This window comes from Pseudoalteromonas sp. 2CM41L, assembly GCF_023161905.1.
Classification (GTDB): domain Bacteria; phylum Pseudomonadota; class Gammaproteobacteria; order Enterobacterales; family Alteromonadaceae; genus Pseudoalteromonas; species Pseudoalteromonas atlantica.
This window is the reverse complement of the sequence record NZ_JALNTN010000006.1, coordinates 34586-53947: the sequence shown is the minus strand read 5'-3', so window position 1 is coordinate 53947 and position 19362 is coordinate 34586. Positions and strand designations below refer to the sequence as shown.

The following is a 19362-nucleotide window of genomic DNA, read 5'->3' as shown; positions in this document are numbered from 1 at the left end:
AAAAACTATCGACCCATTAAATCAAATTGTATGAAGGACTAAACATGGCTGAATCATTTAAATACTCAGGCAATAAAGGGCATGGTGGCGAATTACATCAAAAGGCTTCTGATGAATACCCAACGATGACCACCGCGCAAGGGTGCCCTGTTAGCGACGATCAAAACTCACTACGTGCAGGCAAGCGCGGCCCAGGTTTATTAGAAGATCATGTAATGCGCGAAAAGCTGTTTCACTTTGATCACGAACGCATTCCAGAGCGTGTGGTACATGCCAGAGGCTACGGTGCTCATGGTTATTTTGAAACCTACGACACGCTTGAAGATTTAACCTGTGCTGATATTTTTCAGCGCAAAGGTGAAAAAACACCGGTATTTGCACGGTTCTCAACTGTTGCAGGGAATAAAGGGTCTCCCGATTTAGCACGTGATGTTCGCGGGTTTGCTGTTAAATTTTACACCCAAGAAGGAAACTGGGATTTAGTGGGTAACAACATACCTGTATTTTTTATTCAAGATGCGATGAAGTTTCCTGATTTAATTCACTCAGCTAAGGCTGAACCAGACCGTGGTTTTCCACAAGCGCAAACCGCGCACGATAACTTTTGGGACTTTGTAAGTTTATCGCCTGAGTCAATTCATATGATTATGTGGGCCATGTCAGATAGAGCCATACCGCGCTCTTTACGCTTTATGGAAGGCTTTGGTGTTCATACCTTTAAATTTATTAATGCAAATGGCGATGAAAAATTTGTTAAGTTTCATTGGAAACCAAAAGCCGGTATGCAGTCAGTAGTGTGGAACGAAGCACTTAAACTTAATGGCGCAGACCCTGATTTTCATCGCAGAGACATGTGGGAATCTATTGGTAAAGGCGACTTCCCAGAGTGGGAGCTAGGTGTACAAGTGTTTGATCAGCAATTTGCTGATGAATTTGAATTTGATGTTTTTGATGCCACCAAGCTTATACCTGAAGAGCAAGTACCCGTAAAAATTGTGGGCCGCATGGTGCTTGACCGTGTAGTTGATAACTTTTTTGCCGAAACAGAGCAAGTGGCTTTTTGTACTCAAAACATTGTACCTGGGCTTGATTTTACACCTGACCCATTACTGCAAGGGCGAAACTTTTCGTATTTAGATACTCAAACCAAACGCCTAGGCGGTCCTAACTTTACGCATATTCCGGTTAATGCGCCTAAATGCCCAATGCGTCATTTTCAACAAGATGGCCACATGGCAATGCATAACCCTAAAGGGCGTGCTAACTACGAGCCAAACTCGTGGAGCGGCGATGAGCATAACCCCCGCGAATGCCCAGTGCATGGCTTTAAAAGCTCAAGCGAGCCAGAAGTAAGCGGTGGAGATAAGCTGCGTTATCGCTCAGAAACATTTAGCGATCACTACAGCCAAGCGCGCCAATTTTACTTAAGCCAAACAGAAGTAGAGCAAGCGCACATCCAATATGCGTTTGTATTTGAGCTTTCAAAAGTAGAGCATGTGCCGATTCGCGAGCGTGTGGTTTCGCACTTATTAAATGTAGATAACACATTAGCGCAAGAAGTTGCAAAAGGCCTGCGCCTGCAAGATATGCCAGAGCCGGCTGAAGCTGCTATGCCAACGCGTAACGATTTAGCTGTATCGGATGCGCTAAGTATTTTAAAAAATGCGCCAGATACCTTTAAAGGTCGTAAGTTAGGTATTTTAGTGAGCGATGGCTTTAATGCTGATATTTTTAATTCGGTTACAAATGCCTTAGACGCTGAAGGTGCTAACTACGAAATTGTGGCCGCACAAGTAGGTGGTGCATGTTGTAGTAAAGGTAAGCATGTAGCAGCGGATCAAGTAATTAATGGCGGCCCTTCGGTGCTTTACGATGCGGTGATGGTACTTGCAACGCAAGAGGGCGCTAAGAAGCTTGCTGGTATTCCTGAGGCAAAAGACTTTGTGAGCGATGCGTTCGCGCACATGAAATACATAGGCTACACAAAAGATGCCATGGCATTATTTGAAGCCGCAGGGCTTGATGGTAAAGCCGACGATGGTTGGATAGATTTAAACATGCACTCTGCAGATAAATTTATTGAAACATTGCGCAATTTAAGATTTTGGCAGCGTTAGAACAAAACGCTTTAGCAAATAATAACCACACCCTGTAAAGGGTGTGGTTTTTTTATGGCTAACTGGTTATGGTATTAACTCTAAACAGTAACTAATTGGATTTATTATGAAGCTTAAAGGCGCTTGCCACTGTGGCAAAGTAACGTTTAGTGTGAGCTCTAAACACCCTTATCCTTATAACTTATGTTACTGCTCTATTTGTCGTAAAACGGCCGGCAGTGGAGGGTTTGTTATAAACTTGAACGCACAATACAGCACGCTTGAGGTTACAGGGCGTGAACATATTACTATTTATCATGCCAAAGTGGGTGATAAAACCAGCCCTGCTGAGCGCCATTTTTGTAAACACTGCAGCAGTAACTTGTGGTTATATGATTCGCGATGGCCTGAGCAAGTTCATCCCTTTGCTGGCGCAATAGACAGCGAATTACCCGTACCGCCAGAGCGCACCCATTTAATGCTTGCTAGTAAGGCCAATTGGGTCACACCGCATATTCAAAAGAATGATAAACAGTTTGATGAATACCCCGATGAAAGCATTGCAGCGTGGCACCAACGCTTAAACTTAGAGCAATAATACGCTGGCTAAAGTGCACTGCATCGTACTTAAGAGGGCATAACCCACAGTTAACAGGGTAAAGTTTTAATGATTAACAGTGCACTGTGAGGCGTTACTTTGGGTACAGTAATGAAAGTCGGTGTAGTAGTGAGATTGCGCAGGCTTTTTATTATATAAAATGTAGTCGTGCATTAGCTTGGTGCTCAAGCGGCCCATTTCAAAAGGGTTTTGCCCTATGTTAGCCGAAGAGAGACCCCTGCTTAACACATTGAGCTGTATTTCTTCTGTATCGGCAGAAACAATAATAATGTCTTTATCGGCAATACGTTGCTTAAAAGGCGCTAAGGCATTTACGTAATGAGGGTTAAATTGTGCAAACCCCGCCACAGCTAAAAAAATGGGTGGGTTGTCCATTTTTAATAAATGCATTAACTGCTTTAGTGACTCTTCGCGCTTACCTAAACTAAATAAGGGGCAGCGACTATGTTCGCGCCAGCCGTTTTTACCTGATAGGTGCGCTGTCGCTTGATCAGACAGCGCGTACCTAACCCCAGCAATACGCTTGTTTAAATTAGGGGTTGTATGGTGCCCCGACTGCATGCAAAGCGTATTATTTGCTTTGTTGGTCAGTTTTTTTACTTGCTCGCCTAAGGCAACGCCAAAGTCGAAGTTGTTACTGCCTACGTAGGCTAGGCGGTACTGTTGGTGTTTTTCTAGCAGGTCAGAATCAAACGTTATAACAGGAATGTTTTTACTTTTAAGCGCCATTAATGAACGAGTGACCAAATGCTGAGAGTCGGTTGTTGCTACAATTAACCCATCTATTTCTTGGTCAACTAACCTATTAATGACCATAGATTGGCTACGAATGTCTTGAAAGTCTTTTGGTCCATCGTACTTGCATTCTATTTCAGGGTGCTCATTGCTAAATTGCAAACAACCTTTAAAGGCTTGCTGATAAAAAGAGTCGTTTTTTGTTTTACCTACAATGGCAATCACAACTTTAGCCACGCTTTGGTGGGCAAATAAAGCACACCAGCTTAAAACTAAATACTTCAGAACTTTATACTTTTTAGCGGCTAGGCTAATTTTAGCTAACATTATAAAAGTCCTAAGCAAATAAAAGTAAGATATATATTACAGCTAGTATAGTTATTGACCACAAATTGGCTAATTTAATTATAGTGACTTAAATGAGTTAACACGTTGAAAGAAGTGTTTTTAACCTATAGGCTAAATACATACACCCATAAAAAATAATGGAGAGCGTTATGACTGTTTCAGCAATTCCCAAAGGGTTTAGTTCGGTAACACCGTACTTAATTATAGAAGGTGCTCAGCAAGCTATTTGTTTTTATCGTGATGCATTTAATGCGCAGTTAGTAATGCAAATGCCGCTGCCAGAGGGCGGTATAGCTCATGCTGAAATTATAATTGGCGACTCCCATATTATGATTTCGGACTCATGCCCGGATGAGTCATTTAAAAGCCCCAATGCACTTGGTGGCACACCGGTAAGTTTAATGCTTTACGTAGAAGATGTAGACAGCGTATTTAAAAAGGCAATTGAACTTGGCGCTACAGAAGTACGCCCAGTGCACGACCAGTTTTATGGTGATAGAGCCGGCACCCTACAAGACCCATTCGGGCATATTTGGACCATAGGCACCCATAAAGAAGATTTAAGTGAGCAAGAAATTAACCAAAGAATGGCCGACTTAATGTCAAAAGAGCAAGATGCATAAAGCAGCTTGCCCTGCGTTTGAGCTAAATTGTTTACCCTAAATTTATCGCTAAATATTTTATTTCGTCACCGTTTATTTGCGGTAAAAAATAAATATCTTGGTACTTAAAATATTGTTGATCGTTAATCGTGACAGCCTCTGCCGAAATAGGGAGGGTGTCGTAGGTTTGCCCTAAATCATAATTTTTAGCACTGCCTACCTTAATAGCCTGATTAACCACTATTTTAGGCTCATCAACTACTCTATAACCATTATTATCTGCCACGTAATATACATTTTGGTAGGTATAGTAAGTGGTATTATGGCGTTTAAAGTGTGAATAATGCCTTGGTAGAGAGCGTATTCTTAAGCCTCTAGGTGGCTTAACTACGTGGTAGCCTCTTTTTGCTTTTCTGTAGTAAATACCATCACTAAATGTAAACGTAATGCCATTAAATCTGATTGAAGCACTATTGCGCGGTAAATGATTAAAATAATGCCCAGGCCGGTAGGTCACTACGTTGTGGCGATTATGTTTAAAATAATTACGAGTGCGTTGCTGCTGTTTGTAATGGGCAACTTTGCGCTTTTGCTCTTTGCGGTGCTCGCGTTTGGCTTGTTTGCGCTCTTTACGGTCGTTTTTTTTATATTCTATACGCTGTTTTTTGTCATCGCGGCGCTCATCTCGTTTGTATTCGATGCGTTTTGCGCGCTCATTATTAAAACTTTTTGCGTTTTCTCGCTCATTGGGTGCTGCATATGCAGCGCCAGATACTGCACTTATGGCAAGTAGAGCAGGGAGTAATTGAGTCAGTTTCATACTAGTGCCTCGTGTATGTTGTTACATAACTGGGTTCAATACTAGCGCTTTAAACTGAATGGTAACTGACATGTAACCGATAACAGGGGCGTGTTTACAGCTTTTTACTAACGTTTACTGTTCTTGACACAAGCCAACGTTTTCTCACATTTTTGACGATTTTAGGAACTTTTATAGGCTATAAGTTGCGTAACTAATTGTTACAGCAAGTGCTTTTAACACTAGCCGTAATTTATAATTAGCCTGAATTATTGGATAATAAATCTATCTCGAGCAGCTATTTTCAGTGCTAACCGCGTTTAAATTACTCGCAATAGGCAAGCTATTGACGCGTAAATTTACCTTATTTTCACTGAAAATCTCTGGCTAGAGAAAATAAACTTAAATATCATTATGGTTCAATATGTTAGTAAATCTCTAACCAGAGTTTAGGTTAATTACCGTTTAGGTTTTTCAGGTAGGGCTGTTTTTAGTTGCTCCGGTGTTACGTTAAGTGCCTTTGCTACAACCGTTAAATCGGCATTAGGGCCGCCGGCTTCTTGCATTGCTTGCATAAGCGCTTCTTCGCTAACGCCTAGTTTGTTAGCTGCCTCAGCAAACCCCGGTGGCGACATGCCGCCGTTAGGGCCACCCGCTTTTGGACCGCCTCCACCAGGTGGTTCATGGCGAGTGATTTTAGTGCCTTCAGGTGGCTTGGCCCCTACACCCGCTTGTGCTGTGGTCGTAAAATTATTTTGTGCAACCACGCCTTTTAAGCACTTAGGTAAGTTAGGGAATGTATTACTTGCATGGTAGTGGTAAGTAACTATGCCGCTTTCACCCACGGGGCCTGTGTGGCCATTACAGCTATCAAGCTCGGTTGGGGATGTACCATCAATTTCTTGGCTTCCGTAAATTGGGTAGCCATCAAAGCCATAACCAAACAGGGCGCTTGGCTTTTGCGCTAAATTATTACAGTTGGCGTTTACATGTTCGTGTTTATATACGCTGTCTATATCACTGGCGGTGCCGTGGTAGTGGTACCAACCGCCCGGATCAATATGACCTGCGCACGTATCAAGCGCGGGTAAATGCCCTGTATGCTGCACACTTGGCGCATCCGAAAAAATAGGTACACCCGCAAGCGCTATACCTACTTTAGACACAGTGCCCAGCGCTGTTGATTGCTCAGACATAACAGGGTGCAGTGGTAAAAGGGCGGTAATTTCTACGCTTTTATCTACCGATACATTAATACATGCATGATCAACGGTTGGGCGAATGGTCGCGTTATCAACAATATGCACTTTGCCGTCTTCATCGTAAAAGGTAAAACCTTGCTCGTTAAGCATGGTTAAAAATGCTTTATCTAACCTATATAGCCCCGCATCGGTGCCATCCCAATCCCAAATTCCGCCTACGTCGTCGAGTGTTTCTGGGCAAAAAGGGCCGACTTCAATGTTGTCGGGCTGATATTTTAAAACCACTTGAGCACACTGAGTTTGTAGGCCGTTTTCAAGCGTACACTCTACAGTTTGTGGCAGCTTTACCATGGCTTTAATATTAAATTCATCGGTATTAATAAGCGTGTTTTTAGCGCTTTTAGCTTCTGGGGAGGCAGGTGTACTTTCGCTTTTTATCTGCTCGCCACATGCAGTTAAAAGTACCGTGGCACTAAGCAGGAAAAATGCGAGCTTAGTCTTTGTAGTGTTAACGCTAGGCGCTTTTAAACGACTTCGTTTAATTGTTCTCATACTTACCCCAAAACGATTTATATACGTAGGTTTTAGTATGGCAATAAATTGTGCAAATAAAATGAAAGTTTTAAAAGAGTTATTGATATGTTTGAGATGCATGGCTAGCTTTTAATTAACATTATTGGGAGTTGTTATTAAGTTATTTAATAAACTTACACGATTAAATACGAAGTATAAAAGTACAAGTTAGCTGCTGCTGTTTTTACTTGCCCAAGGCTTACCTAATAAAGCTCCTTAGTTTAAAGCTTAAAGTTTAAAACGCAAAAAGCACAAACCTAGGTTTGTGCTTTTATATTTTACAGTTAAATAATTATATTTTTTCCCAGTAGGGTTCGTCACCAAAGTAGCCGCTAAAGTAGTCTATAAAGGCCCTTACTTTTGGCGCTAATAAACGCGAACTTGGGTAAACACTCCAAATAGCGGTGTCGGATGCAAGTGGGTAGTCTTGTAAAATTTGTACCAGCTCACCACTTTGTAGTTTTTTATAGGCACACCAGCTCGACATTAACGTAATACCTAGGCCTTGCACGCACGCATCGCGCACCGCTTCACCGTTATCGGCTTGTAATACGTTATTGGTTTTAATGTTTTGTGTGCCCTCGGGTGTAATAAACGACCACGTAGTTAACCCATGTAAATTAACACAAGTATGATTTTTTAAATCTTGCGGTGTTGTTGGGGCGCCGTGTTTTGCAAGGTAATTAGGCGATGCGCAAATTAAGCGTTTATCGCGGGCAACCTTTCGGGCTATAAGGGTTGAGTCGTTTAATGCGGCGTCGCGTATTGCTATATCAAAACCACCGCCGACCATATCAATAATGCTATCGCTTAAGCGTAAATCAATTGTCAGGTCGGGGTATTGCTCAATAAATCCAGCCAATGCAGGAATAATATGCATACGCCCGAACGAAGCAGGAGCCGTAATGCGCAATTTTCCTTGTGGAGTTACACTGCCTATACCTACCGAGGCGCGCGCCATTTCAACATTGGCAAGCACTTCCTCGGCGTGGGGTAAAAAAGCTTGGCCCTCTTCGGTTAGCGATACTTTTCGGGTTGTACGATGAATAAGTTTAACGCCGAGCGTTTCTTCAAGCTTATTCATTTGGGCACTAGAAACCGCGGCCGACAAACCTAACTCCTTGCCAGCTAAGCTAATATTATGTGTTGTTGCGATTCTGACAAACAGATTTAAATGGGCAATGTTCATTATCAAATTTTTCAATAAACTGATTATTTAAACAACTATATTATCAATACTTAGTTGTGTAAATATACTAGCAGCTTATTCATTGTGATTTTTCCTGTGGCGCTTACTATAAGCGCCTTTTTTTTCGGTATTTTTCTCGTTTAAATTTTTAAGTTTAGAGTGAGCCTGCCTTATGAGCCGTAATACATCATTACTTTTAAAGTATTTATTTAAGCAAACTTGGCCTATGTTGGTTGGCTTGTTTTCTATTATGGGAAGCCAGCTGGTTGATAGTATTTTTATTGCTAAGCTAGGCGCTGAGCCGCTCGCTGTAGTTGCCTTTAGTATTGCTATTTTTCAGGTAATTGTGGGGGTACAAGTAGGCTTAGGTATTGCGGCAACTGCGACCATTTCTACTGCACTTGGGGAAAATAAAGTTAACTACGCACTCTACTTAGGTAGTTTAATCGTATTTATTGGCACCGTAATAGTAACGCTATTGTGCTTGGCGTTGTGGCTTTTTCAGCAGCCTATAATTTTAGTGCTGGGTGCAACGCCTTCATTATTTAATTTAACCGAGCTTTACTGGTTGCCTTGGCTAATAAGCTGCTGGCTTGGAGCGCTGCTTTATTTTGGTTACAGCATTTGCCGTGCTCATAACGAAACCTTATTGCCTGGGCGAATTATGGTGCTAACCAGTGTGTTAAATATAGCGCTCGATCCATTGTTTATGTTTACCTTTGATATGGGGTTAGCGGGTGCTGCATGGGCAAGCTGTGTTGCTTTTGCAATAGGCTTAGCAGTGGTGTTTTACATGCTTATTAAACGAGAACTTGTAACCTTTGACGTTTTAAAAAACCGCACCGAGCAGGCAATAAAAGCCATTGCAAAAATGATGGCGCCGGCTTTACTTTCACAGTTTATTCCGCCTATTTCAGCCATGATAGTAACGGCGCTGATTGCCGCGTATGGTGGGTTTGCTGTAGCAGCTTGGGGGCTTGCAAACCGTATTGAATATATTGCGATTATTTTAATTTTAGCGCTTACCATGGCGCTGCCCCCCATTGTTGGAAATTTAAAAGGGCGGGGCGAGCTTAGGCAAATATTAAGCGTAGTAAAACTTGCGTGCGGTTTTGTAATTGGCATACAAATTTTATTAGCGGTTATTATGCTAGGTGTGGCTAACCCGCTTGCAAATGCGCTTAGCAATAATAGTGAAATAGTTGCTAACCTAACAGATTACTTTGCATTTGTGCCCTTGAGCTACGCGGCTTTGGGTGTATGTATGATCACGGTATCGGTATGTAACGCGCTGGGGTTTGCGACCACGGCCTTATTTATCTCCATATTGCGGCTATTTTTGTGTTACTTACCACTACTTTGGTTAGGCTCGTATTTTTACGGTTTAACAGGGTTATTTTTCGGTATGACATGCGGAAATACCTTGTCGGGTATTGTGGGTTGGCAGCTTTTTAAGCAGCAATATAAGCGGTTAACAACACACGTTAGCGTGCGATCAATCACTGTTTAATTATCAATATATTGAAGAAAGTTATTCCACTTAAATTGCAATTATCAAAATAGTTAAATGCAATTAGTATGCACCTCATTGAATCATTGCTTAATCTAGAGCAGCTAAATTTGCTGTGTTTAGGTCAAGCAATTGCAATAAAAATAGAGCTGCTTGAGGTGAATAACATGAAACTTTATAAATTGTTTTTAATAGCTATAACGCTATACGCAGGCGCTGCAACGGCTGCACAAGATTACTTTTCGATGAGCTATATTCAAGGTGAAGGAGACGTGCGAGGGATTAAGGTGGCTTATCAATATGCCTTAGATTATCAAATAGAAGGCTTTGAAGAGCTAGAGATTTACCTAGAAGCCAATGCTAACTTTTTTGAATACGATGACCCAAAACGCTATGACGCTAATTTAGGCTTATCGCTTTCGCCTGTTATTTTTTATCCTATTGGCAGTATTGCTGGGAACCGCGTTTTTGCCGAGTTTGGTATTGGTTTAAGCTTATTAGACGACACCAAATTTGCGGGAAAAAACATAAGCACACATTACCAGTTTGAAGACCGCCTAGGCATTGCTATGAAATTTGGTGAGGCTGAGCAACATAGCGTGTCACTTAAGTATTTTCATTATTCAAACGCTGGTATTAAAAAGCCCAACCCAGGCCTCGATTTTATATCGCTAAGCTACTCGCGCGCACTTTAAATATTACTACCTCAGTGAAAAATACTTCACTGAGGTTTTTAGTTAACCCCTTTTAACCCATCCTTAACCCTTGCCCTAATACACTGTGTGTAATGATGTAAATTAGGCACAGTTAAATGGTTTATTTTAAAAAGCGCTCAACGGTTTTATTGATTGCACTTAGCTGCACGCTTGCTGCGTGTAGTAGCCAGCCAAGCTATACAGGTAATAGCACCGAGCAATCGCTAAAGCAGCATGCAAATTGGCAATACACACAAGATGATGCAACCGAGGTAAGTTATATCACTGATTTAGTGAATATAGCGGGGCTTGATTCGCTTATTAACCAAGCCGTTGCAAATAATCCTTCATTTAACCAGGTGCATGTGGCGCTAAAACTTGCTTATGCACAGCGCGATGTTACCGCAGCAAGCCAGTGGTTTAGTGTAGATGCCGATTTTGACGCTCAGCGCAACGAAACAACTGGCACGCAGTACAGCTCATCACTAGGGGTTAGCTGGGAGGCCGACGTATGGCAAAAAATTGCTGATAACGTAGCCGCGCAAGACATGACCATAGCTAGTAATCAGGCCACTTACCAAGGCGCTAAAGACACCTTAGTAGCCAGCGTGATGCGCACGTATTTAAACATTATTTTGCAGCAAGATTTACTTAACATAGAGCAGCAGCGCTTAACGGTTTTAGAAAATAACGAGCAAAGTATTGTTGAGCGTTACCAATACGGCTTAGGTGATTTAGAAGCCCTTGATACCGCGCGTACAAATACCGCTTCAACTCGAGCCACTATTGCCGATTACCAAGAGCAAATAGCGCAAGCTAAACGTGCTTTAGTATTATTAGTGGGCGTTGATAAACTTGAAAACTTACCTACCACCTCTGTTTTACCTGAGGTAATTGAGCCGCTAAGCGCGCTACCAGAGCAAGATTTAGCGCGTCGCCCCGATTTACAAAGTGCCTATTACAATATTCAATCTAAACGTTATTTAGTGGATGTAGCTTACAAAGATTTACTGCCAAGCATTACGCTTTCGGCATCGCTTAGCGATTTAGCAACTACACCCAGCCAAGCATTATTAACCAGCCCAGTATGGAACTTACTAGGCAGTTTAAGTGCGCCGTTGTTTCAAGGCGGGGCACTTCGTGCGCAAGTTGATATTGCAAAATTAAATGCCGAACAAGCGTTTTGGGAATACCAAGACACGCTACTTAGCGCCGTAAACGAAGTAGAAAACGCACTAGGCCAAGAGCAATCATTAACACAGCAGCAGCTACAAATTAGTAAAGCACTTGCCAGTGCTAAGCGCAGTTATAGCAACTACCAAAGCAAATACCAGCAAGGTTTGGTTGATATTTTAGACTTACTAACCGTGCAGCAGCAGGTGTACGACCTACAAGCTCAGCTTAGCCAAATAAATTACACCCTTTTAACTAACCGTATAGATTTAGGCCTTGCCTTGGGCCTTGGAGTATCGTCATGAAAATTTCGCCAGTACCTGTTGTTGTAACTCTTGTTGCCATTGTTTGTATAGGGCTTGCTATTTCATATAACGGCCAAAAAATGGCGCAGCAAGCAAATGGCCCAAAGCCTGAGCCGGCTAAATCTGTGGCACCCAATGTATCGGTTATTAACGCTGTGCCAAGTACGTATCAAGCCTATGTTAGCGGCCACGGTGAGGCTAAAGCACACTGGGCACTTAGCTTAAAAGCACAAGTTAAGGGCGAAATAACGAATATGAGCGAGCAATTTGCTACCGGTAATGTAGTTAAAAAGGGCCAAGTGCTTGCACAAATAGATAACACCGAATACTTACAAGCAGTCGCGAGCGCTAAAGCCACATTAGCAGATGCCAAACTTGCCCTACAAGAAGAGCAAGACTTAGGAAACCAAGCAAAGCGTGAATGGCAGCGCTCGGGTGTAACGCAAGCGCCAAGCTCGCCTTTAGTATTTAGAACGCTACAGCTAGAAGCCGCCCAAGCAACGGCCGATAACGCCCAATACGCACTCCAAACTGCGCAGCGTGATGAAAAAAACACCCATATAAGTGCGCCGTTTGATGCTGTTATTTTATCGCGCGATGTAGATTTAGGCACTTACGTAAGCATTGGCGATACACTGGCTACATTAAACAGCACCGACAAAGTAGAAATTAGCGTACCGCTTTCATTAAGCCAATGGCAAAACCTAGCAAGCGATAAGTCGGGCGAGGTTATTTTAAGTGATGTAACAACACAGAATCAGTGGCAAGGTTACATTGCTCGTTTTGAGCAGCATCTTGATGATAGCTCTCGCCAGCGCAGCGTAGTGGTTGCGCTAGACAAACCTTTTGAGCAAGCAACACCATTGTTACCAGGTACATTTTTAGCGGTACAAATTGCCGGTAAAGCGCTTAACAACGTAATTAAATTACCCGCCTCAGCAGTATCGCAAGAGGGCTTAATTTGGTACGTAAACGATCAAAACACGTTAATGAGCATTCAAGCGCAAAAACTATTTGAGCGCGGTGATTACGTTTATATCTCTCCTATTGAAGGACACACTAATTTACGTGTGGTGGCTCGCCCACTCGTAAGCTACTTAAACGATATGTTAGTAAACCCAATTGTTGAGGAGATGCCATAATGAGCCCGCATCAAGCACCGCAATTACCTAATAATACTAACCCTTTGCACGGCATTATTAGCTGGTTTGCTAATAACTCAGTGGCCGCCAATTTATTACTCATTAGCGTAATAGTAATGGGGATAATGTCGCTTTCTACTTTGCGTAAAGAGGCGTTTCCAAGCCTTGAGCCAGATACTATTTCGGTATCGGTGGTTTACGACAGTGGCGATGCCTTACAAGCAGAAGAAGGCATCGCCCTAAAAGTAGAAGAAGCCCTTGAAACCGTACCGGGTATTAAGCGCATTACCTCTACATCCGATGCCAGCGGCAGTCATGTAAGCATTGAGAAAAAAACCGATTACTCGCTTGATGAGCTACTCACCGATGTTAAAAACCAAGTTGATGCCATAAATAACTTTCCGACAGATGCCGAAGAGCCGGTGATCGACAAAGCGCGCAGGCAAGATCACGCATTAACCTTACAATTGTTTGGTGATGCCGACCGCCATACGTTGCAAAACCTAGGTGAAAAACTAAAAGCCGATTTATTAGCTAAATCGGGCATTAGCGATGTAGAGCAATCGGGCGTGCTTGACCCTATGATGTCGGTAGAATTCGACGAAGGTAAACTACAAGCCTACGGTTTAACTATTAGCGATGTAAGCGAGGTGATTAACAACGAATCATCGAGCCCGCTTTCTACTAGCTTGCGAGATAGCAATAAAATTATGCGCCTAAAAGCGGCAGACCAAGCTTACTGGCAGCGCGACTTTGCCAATATTGTGTTACTTACAACGCAATCAGGCACACAAATTAAGTTAGGTGATGTAGCAACCGTTACCGACACATTCGCAGAAGATACCAACTCACTAAGTCGTTATAACCAACAAAATGCCGTAGGCATTGAAATTTTAATGGATGAAAATAGCGATATAACCACCATAGTTGAGCAAGCACAAAGCGTAATTGATACATGGCACGAGCGCGGCTTATTACCGCAAAATGTAGAGCTTGAAAGCTGGCACGACAAAAGCACCATGATCACCGAGCGCCTATCGCTGCTTACTAAAAATGCCGTAACCGGTATTATTATGGTGTTTGTTATTTTAGCGATATTTTTAAATGTACGCGTTGCGCTATGGGTTGCAGGTGGCTTGCCATTTGTATTTTTTGGCACACTGTACTTTATGACCGACAGCTACACCGCGCTGACCATAAATGAAATGACCACCTTTGGTTTTATTATGGCGTTGGGGATCGTGGTCGACGATGCCGTGGTTGTGGGGGAGAGTATTTACACCACTCGCACAAAACACGGCGACACCCTTAATAACACGATTTTAGGCACCATGAAGGTGGCTGTACCCACCATATTTGGGGTATTAACCACGGTAGCGGCGTTTGTTGCGCTTTCGAATGTATCTGGCAACTTAGGTAAAATTTACTCACAGTTTGCGACCGTAGTGACGATTTGTTTACTGCTTTCGGTTGTTGAATCAAAACTTATTTTACCGTCGCATTTAGCCCACGTAAGCACTAAACGCCAGTTAAAGTCGGGTCTTAGTGGCTTGTGGTCAAAGGTGCAGCATGGCGCCGACAGCGGTCTAACTTGGTTTAGCGATAAAGTGTACCGCCGCGTTATTGAATACTCGTTACGATTTAGATACGCCATTGTTGCTGCATTTGTGGCCTTTTTTATTCTGGTTGTTGGTATGCCTATGACCGGTGCAGTAAAAGTAGGTTTTTTCCCAAGTATTGCCGGCGATACCGTAACCGCTGAGCTTGTTATGCAAAACGATGCAGCGTATGGGCAAACTAATAAAAACTTGTTAGCGCTTGAGCAAAGTGCACTACAAGCCCAGCAAAATTTAATGGATAAGTTTGACTCGCAAGAGAGCGAAATAACGAGCTTACAATTAGTGAGCAGTAGCGATACTAGCGGTACGGTAAGTGTTGAGCTATTAAACGAGGGCGACTTTACTGCAAGCGAATTTGCACAAGAATGGCAGCGCCTTGCCGGTATGCCAGAGGGCAGTAAAAAGCTACAAGTATTGGCTACACGTAAAATGGTCGATAACTTTAAAGTGGAGCTAAAAGCCTGGGATGACGAAACCGTAATGGCCGCAGGCGCACTGTTTAAAGAGCGCTTACAAAATACTGCTGGTGTTAATGGCATAGACGATAATTTAAACCCAGGTCAGCCACAGCTTAAATTTACCTTAAATGCACAAGGGCGCGCTTTAGGTATCGATACGGCGAGCCTATCAGAGCAAGTATTACAAGCTTTTGGTGGAGCAATTGTACAGCGTTACCAGCGCGATAAAGACGAAGTAAAAGTACGTGTGCGTTACCCAGAAAACGCCCGTAAAACACCAGCCGATATAATGCAATCGCGTATTAGATTACCCGATGGCACCGTAGTACCTTTGGTTAACGTAGCCAATATAAGTAGCGAATATCAGCAAGATGAAATAACCCGCATTGATGGCCTACGTGCAATTTACTTAAGCGCACAAGTAGATAAAAACATTGTGGCATCTAACGAATTAGTTGCTAACTTAAGCCGCGACTTAGTACCTGAGCTTAACGCGCAATTTCCTAACTTAAGTATTCACTTTGCCGGAGAAGCCGAAGAGCAAGACGAAACAACAGGCTCAATGGCCACTATGTTTATAGCCGCGTTATTAGTTATTTACGTATTGCTGGCGATTCCGCTTAAATCGTACATTCAACCTATGTTGATTATGGTGGCGATTCCCTTTGGTATTGTGGGCGCTATTTTAGGCCATTGGTGGAACGACTTAACCATCAGCATACTTTCTTTAAATGGTATTTTGGCGCTCAGTGGGGTGGTTGTAAACGACAGCCTATTATTGGTATCGCGCTTTAACGAGCTGGTAAAAGATGAAGGCATGAGCACGCACGATGCCATTGTAGAGTCGTGTACAAGCCGCCTGCGCGCGGTAATGCTTACCTCAATTACCACCTATGCGGGCTTAGTGCCGTTATTAAGCGAAACCTCAATGCAGGCACAGTTTTTAATTCCTGCTGCAGCATCACTTGGTTATGGTATTTTGTTTGCCACGGTTATTACATTAATCCTTATTCCGGCATTATTAATGATTCAAATAGACATTAAGCGCTTACTTGCCAATGTGTTAGACTTTTTAAGTGGTAAACGCACCCAAGGAGCTACCTCTAATGATAAACGTACTACTGGTTGAAGACGACATAGACCTAGCAACAACAATTGTTGATTACCTCGATATAGAAGACATTGAGTGTGACCATGCAAGCAACGGCGTTTTGGGCTTAAATTTACTGCAAATTAATGATTATCAAATGATTATTTTAGATGTAAACATGCCCAAAATGGACGGCTTAACAATGTGCAAAACATTGCGTGAACAAGGTAAAGATATTCCGGTATTAATGTTGACCGCACGCGATAGCCTCGATAACAAACTAGAGGGCTTTGCCGCCGGTAGCGACGACTATTTAGTAAAACCCTTCGCTATGAAAGAGCTAGTAGCGCGGGTACAAGTGCTGGCAAAGCGCAAAAGTGGTGAGGCAAAACGCCTCACCTTAGCTAATTTAAATTTAGATTTAGCAAAGCGCAGTGCCGATGTAGAGGGGCAAACATTAAAGTTATCGCCCATTGCATTTAAATTGCTAGAAACCTTAGTACGCCATGCGCCGCAGCCTGTTACGCGCAGTAGCATTATGCAAGCTATATGGGGCGAAGAGCAGCCCGACAGCAACAGTTTAAAAGTGCATGTGCATCATTTGCGCAAGCAATTAGAAGCCACCACACACCAAGTTACACTTGAGACCATTCCTAGTGTGGGCTTTGCAATAACAGCAAATGAAGGGCAACCACAATGAAAATAAGGCCTAGCTTAAGGCTCTACTTTTTTGCCAGTATGGTGGTGCTTAGCTCTGCTATGGCCATTGGCTTTTCGTTTTTAAGTGTAAATTACTTTATTGATGGGCTAGATAAAGGCTTAAACGGGGTTATGTTAAAGCTTTCGCAAACCACAGAAGTAAAGCCTGGGGAAACAAAAGAGCTGGTGGGCTTTAATATAGCAAGCCGCTGGGAAGACATGCCTGCGTCAATTCAGCAGCGTTTTAAAAAACCAACAGAGGTGGGGTTTTTACATAAAACAAAAGACAGGCCATCGATGTTTTCTATGCCACAAAATTTATTTTTTGTGGTGTATTATCCAAGCCCCGAAAGCGAGCCGCGTTATATATCGCGCATTATGCTCGAAAAAGACAAACCCCAATTACTCGCTAATATAGAGCCCGAACAACGCATGCTATGGATTGCCATTACAGGCATTGCTGCCATTGTGTTATTTGCGTTTTTTTTGTTTATGGTAATGAAAAAAATAGCCAAGCCAGTGGAGTCGTTAAGGGGCTGGGCTAAATCGTTAAACCAAACTAATCTGCAGCAAACACCGCCCGATTTTACATATAACGAACTAAACACTTTAGCCACATTAATACGCAGCAGCTTGCTTTCGGCGAATGAAAGCGTAGAGCGTGAGCAGCGCTTTTTAAGCTATGCCAGCCACGAGCTGCGTACGCCAATTTCGGTTATTCGCAGTAACGTTGAGTTACTCAATCGGCTGAGCGAAAAAGCCCCGTTAAGTGATAAACAACAGCTTACACTTGAGCGTATAGAGCGTGCCGGTTTAACCATGAGCGATTTAACCGATACGTTATTATGGCTAAGCCGTAACGAAGAGCAGCAAAGTAGTCCAGAACCTGTAAACCTTAGTGATAAAATAACGACCCTGAGTAATGAGCTTAATTACCTGCTTAATGCTAAGCACGTTGAGGTGGTTTTAAACACCCAGCAAGAGAGCGTTATTACCACCGATGCTACTGCGTGCCACATTGTACTGACTAATTTAATTCGTAATGCCTACCAACATACCCAATTTGGCCAAGTACACATTACGCAGCAAGGCGGTAAAGTCACTATTGTTAATTGTAGTAAGCAAGACTATGCCCCTAAAGCGAGCTCGCCTTCAGCAAAACACGCCAGCATAGGGTACGGACTAGGCCTGCAATTAAGCGAAAAAATAATAAAACGCCACGGCTGGATTTACGATGTAAACGACATGCCAGGGCGCTATGAAGTGGTGGTCGATTTTAGTTAGTTATTAGGTTAATTAGGTTTCAAGTATTAATAACCGCGCTAAGGCTTTTTATAAAGTGTTAGCGCGGTTTTTTATGTGAAATTAAACATTTGATTGAATAGTATGCGATAGTGGAGTGTGAAACTGGGAATGGGAAATTGCTCTATAGTAATCAGGGCAATCCAGTACAAACTAGTTGCGATTATTGAATGTTTTATTTTAGGAAATGTATGCAGATACTTTTAGTTTTTATATTACTTTGCCCATTTTGGGTATGTAGTGCTGAAAACACATCGCTTGTTATTTCTGAAAATGTACTGAGCTCAGATGAAGCAAAAAAATTACACATTCATCGACTAGTTGATGGAAATAGTGAAAATTTGGACGATAGCTGGATAATACTAATGTATCCCGAAGTTGATCAGCAAGGCCAACCAATATCTGAGTTATGCATAAGTATTAATAGTGGTCCAAAGAAGTTAGCTTCGTTGTGTGCTGCTATAAACAAGTCTGAAATTAGCGGGTTTAATCGTTCTGATTTTGAAATAGGGGAAAGTGTTTCTGTTTCAGCTGATTTTACATATGGTGCGGCTAGTTATACTTTACAAAATGTTTTATTACTTGAAAGCGAAGACTATGAGTCATTCAAAGAGCGATATAACAAACGCGGCGACCCAGAGAATGATTAATAGTCATATATTTAGCAAACAATACAAAAAACGATACCAACATATTTAGTGTTAGATAACATGGAGTGTTTATTTTTATGTTCAAAATTATAATTATTTTAATATCAATTATTTCTTTTAATGCCTTGGCGGCAGAAGAAGTGAAGCTTGGAGTTGTAGGGAACGTTGGGGCGGATGGCTTTTTTAGCCCAAAAGTAATGTCATTTATTATTGAAAACGTAAAGCCTAATTCACCCGCTGAAAAAGCAGGGATTGTTGCAGGGCAAAAAATTATTTCTATAGAAGGCTGTAAAATTCCGGGCTGCCCTGCCAGTAAAGCAAAAAAATTAATGCGAAAGGAGTCAGGGGACATTTTACAGTTAGTTTTAGAAAATGAGGATGGTAGCCAAGTTCCTTTAGAGGTTCCTATGAATGCTTGGTAAGACTAATGAGCTTTAAGCGCCGTTAATTGTCGGATGGCGCAGCGCTTATCCGACCTACGTTTTTAAACGGTTTAAAAGTCTATTAAAAAAGTGGCTTAACGCAATGAACGTTAAGCCGCTTTTTTGTGATTACT

General features: G+C 42.3%; 16 protein-coding genes. 12 read left to right on the top strand and 4 right to left on the bottom strand.

Translation table 11 applies throughout. The features are described from left to right. Window positions 1-44: 44 nt before the first annotated feature. A complete protein-coding gene (locus tag MTF64_RS09610; RefSeq protein ID WP_248451235.1) occupies window positions 45-2117 on the top strand; it encodes a catalase in 2073 nt (690 codons plus the stop codon). Window positions 2118-2223: 106 nt separating this feature from the next. Continuing rightward, window positions 2224-2694 (top strand): GFA family protein, encoded by a 471-nt coding sequence (locus MTF64_RS09605; protein ID WP_121637924.1) that lies wholly within the window; start codon window positions 2224-2226, stop codon window positions 2692-2694. A gap of 66 nt (window positions 2695-2760) precedes the next feature. Here MTF64_RS09605 and MTF64_RS09600 read toward each other — a convergent pair whose 3' ends face one another. Beyond that, on the bottom strand, window positions 2761-3777 hold the full coding sequence (locus MTF64_RS09600; protein WP_121637923.1) for a substrate-binding domain-containing protein: 1017 nt from the start codon (window positions 3775-3777) through the stop codon (window positions 2761-2763). A 170-nt stretch (window positions 3778-3947) separates the two neighbouring features. On the opposite strand from MTF64_RS09600, the gene MTF64_RS09595 reads away from it, so the two are divergent. Beyond that, on the top strand, window positions 3948-4421 hold the full coding sequence (locus MTF64_RS09595; protein WP_004588872.1) for a VOC family protein: 474 nt from the start codon (window positions 3948-3950) through the stop codon (window positions 4419-4421). A 31-nt stretch (window positions 4422-4452) separates the two neighbouring features. On the opposite strand, the gene MTF64_RS09590 is transcribed toward MTF64_RS09595, so the two are convergent. The 3 genes from MTF64_RS09590 to MTF64_RS09580 form a co-directional block, all read right to left on the bottom strand. Continuing rightward, window positions 4453-5220 carry a DUF6515 family protein gene (locus MTF64_RS09590; RefSeq protein WP_121637922.1) on the bottom strand — a complete coding sequence of 256 codons (768 nt, stop codon included), beginning with the start codon at window positions 5218-5220 and terminating at the stop codon, window positions 4453-4455. 437 nt (window positions 5221-5657) lie between these two features. Beyond that, on the bottom strand, window positions 5658-6953 hold the full coding sequence (locus MTF64_RS09585) for a YHYH protein (protein ID WP_248451234.1): 1296 nt from the start codon (window positions 6951-6953) through the stop codon (window positions 5658-5660). A gap of 313 nt (window positions 6954-7266) precedes the next feature. After that, window positions 7267-8163 carry a LysR family transcriptional regulator gene (locus tag MTF64_RS09580; RefSeq protein ID WP_024033248.1) on the bottom strand — a complete coding sequence of 299 codons (897 nt, stop codon included), beginning with the start codon at window positions 8161-8163 and terminating at the stop codon, window positions 7267-7269. Window positions 8164-8335: 172 nt separating this feature from the next. Here MTF64_RS09580 and MTF64_RS09575 point away from each other — a divergent pair, with 172 nt between their 5' ends. From MTF64_RS09575 to MTF64_RS09535, 9 genes are all read left to right on the top strand, one after another. Then, entirely contained in the window at window positions 8336-9673 is a 1338-nt protein-coding gene (locus MTF64_RS09575; RefSeq protein WP_248451233.1) for an MATE family efflux transporter, read from the top strand. A 167-nt stretch (window positions 9674-9840) separates the two neighbouring features. Beyond that, entirely contained in the window at window positions 9841-10368 is a 528-nt protein-coding gene (locus tag MTF64_RS09570; RefSeq protein ID WP_024033246.1) for an acyloxyacyl hydrolase, read from the top strand. Window positions 10369-10484: 116 nt separating this feature from the next. After that, on the top strand, window positions 10485-11846 hold the full coding sequence (locus tag MTF64_RS09565; RefSeq protein ID WP_248451232.1) for a TolC family protein: 1362 nt from the start codon (window positions 10485-10487) through the stop codon (window positions 11844-11846). After that, window positions 11843-12988 carry an efflux RND transporter periplasmic adaptor subunit gene (locus tag MTF64_RS09560; RefSeq protein ID WP_248451231.1) on the top strand — a complete coding sequence of 382 codons (1146 nt, stop codon included), beginning with the start codon at window positions 11843-11845 and terminating at the stop codon, window positions 12986-12988. Before MTF64_RS09565 ends, MTF64_RS09560 begins: the two co-directional genes overlap by 4 nt. Next, window positions 12988-16194 carry an efflux RND transporter permease subunit gene (locus tag MTF64_RS09555; RefSeq protein ID WP_248451230.1) on the top strand — a complete coding sequence of 1069 codons (3207 nt, stop codon included), beginning with the start codon at window positions 12988-12990 and terminating at the stop codon, window positions 16192-16194. Before MTF64_RS09560 ends, MTF64_RS09555 begins: the two co-directional genes overlap by 1 nt. Next, window positions 16172-16855 carry a response regulator transcription factor gene (locus MTF64_RS09550; RefSeq protein ID WP_029772931.1) on the top strand — a complete coding sequence of 228 codons (684 nt, stop codon included), beginning with the start codon at window positions 16172-16174 and terminating at the stop codon, window positions 16853-16855. The genes MTF64_RS09555 and MTF64_RS09550 overlap by 23 nt, the downstream gene beginning before the upstream one ends. Continuing rightward, the gene (locus MTF64_RS09545; RefSeq protein ID WP_248451229.1) at window positions 16852-18138 is read left to right on the top strand and encodes a HAMP domain-containing sensor histidine kinase; all 1287 of its coding nucleotides are present in this window, start codon (window positions 16852-16854) and stop codon (window positions 18136-18138) included. The genes MTF64_RS09550 and MTF64_RS09545 overlap by 4 nt, the downstream gene beginning before the upstream one ends. 209 nt (window positions 18139-18347) lie before the next feature. Beyond that, window positions 18348-18806: a hypothetical protein gene (locus tag MTF64_RS09540; protein WP_248451228.1), complete on the top strand. Its 459-nt coding sequence runs from the start codon at window positions 18348-18350 to the stop codon at window positions 18804-18806. A gap of 77 nt (window positions 18807-18883) precedes the next feature. Then, the gene (locus MTF64_RS09535; protein ID WP_024033228.1) at window positions 18884-19228 is read left to right on the top strand and encodes a PDZ domain-containing protein; all 345 of its coding nucleotides are present in this window, start codon (window positions 18884-18886) and stop codon (window positions 19226-19228) included. The last annotated feature ends 134 nt before the right edge of the window (window positions 19229-19362 follow it).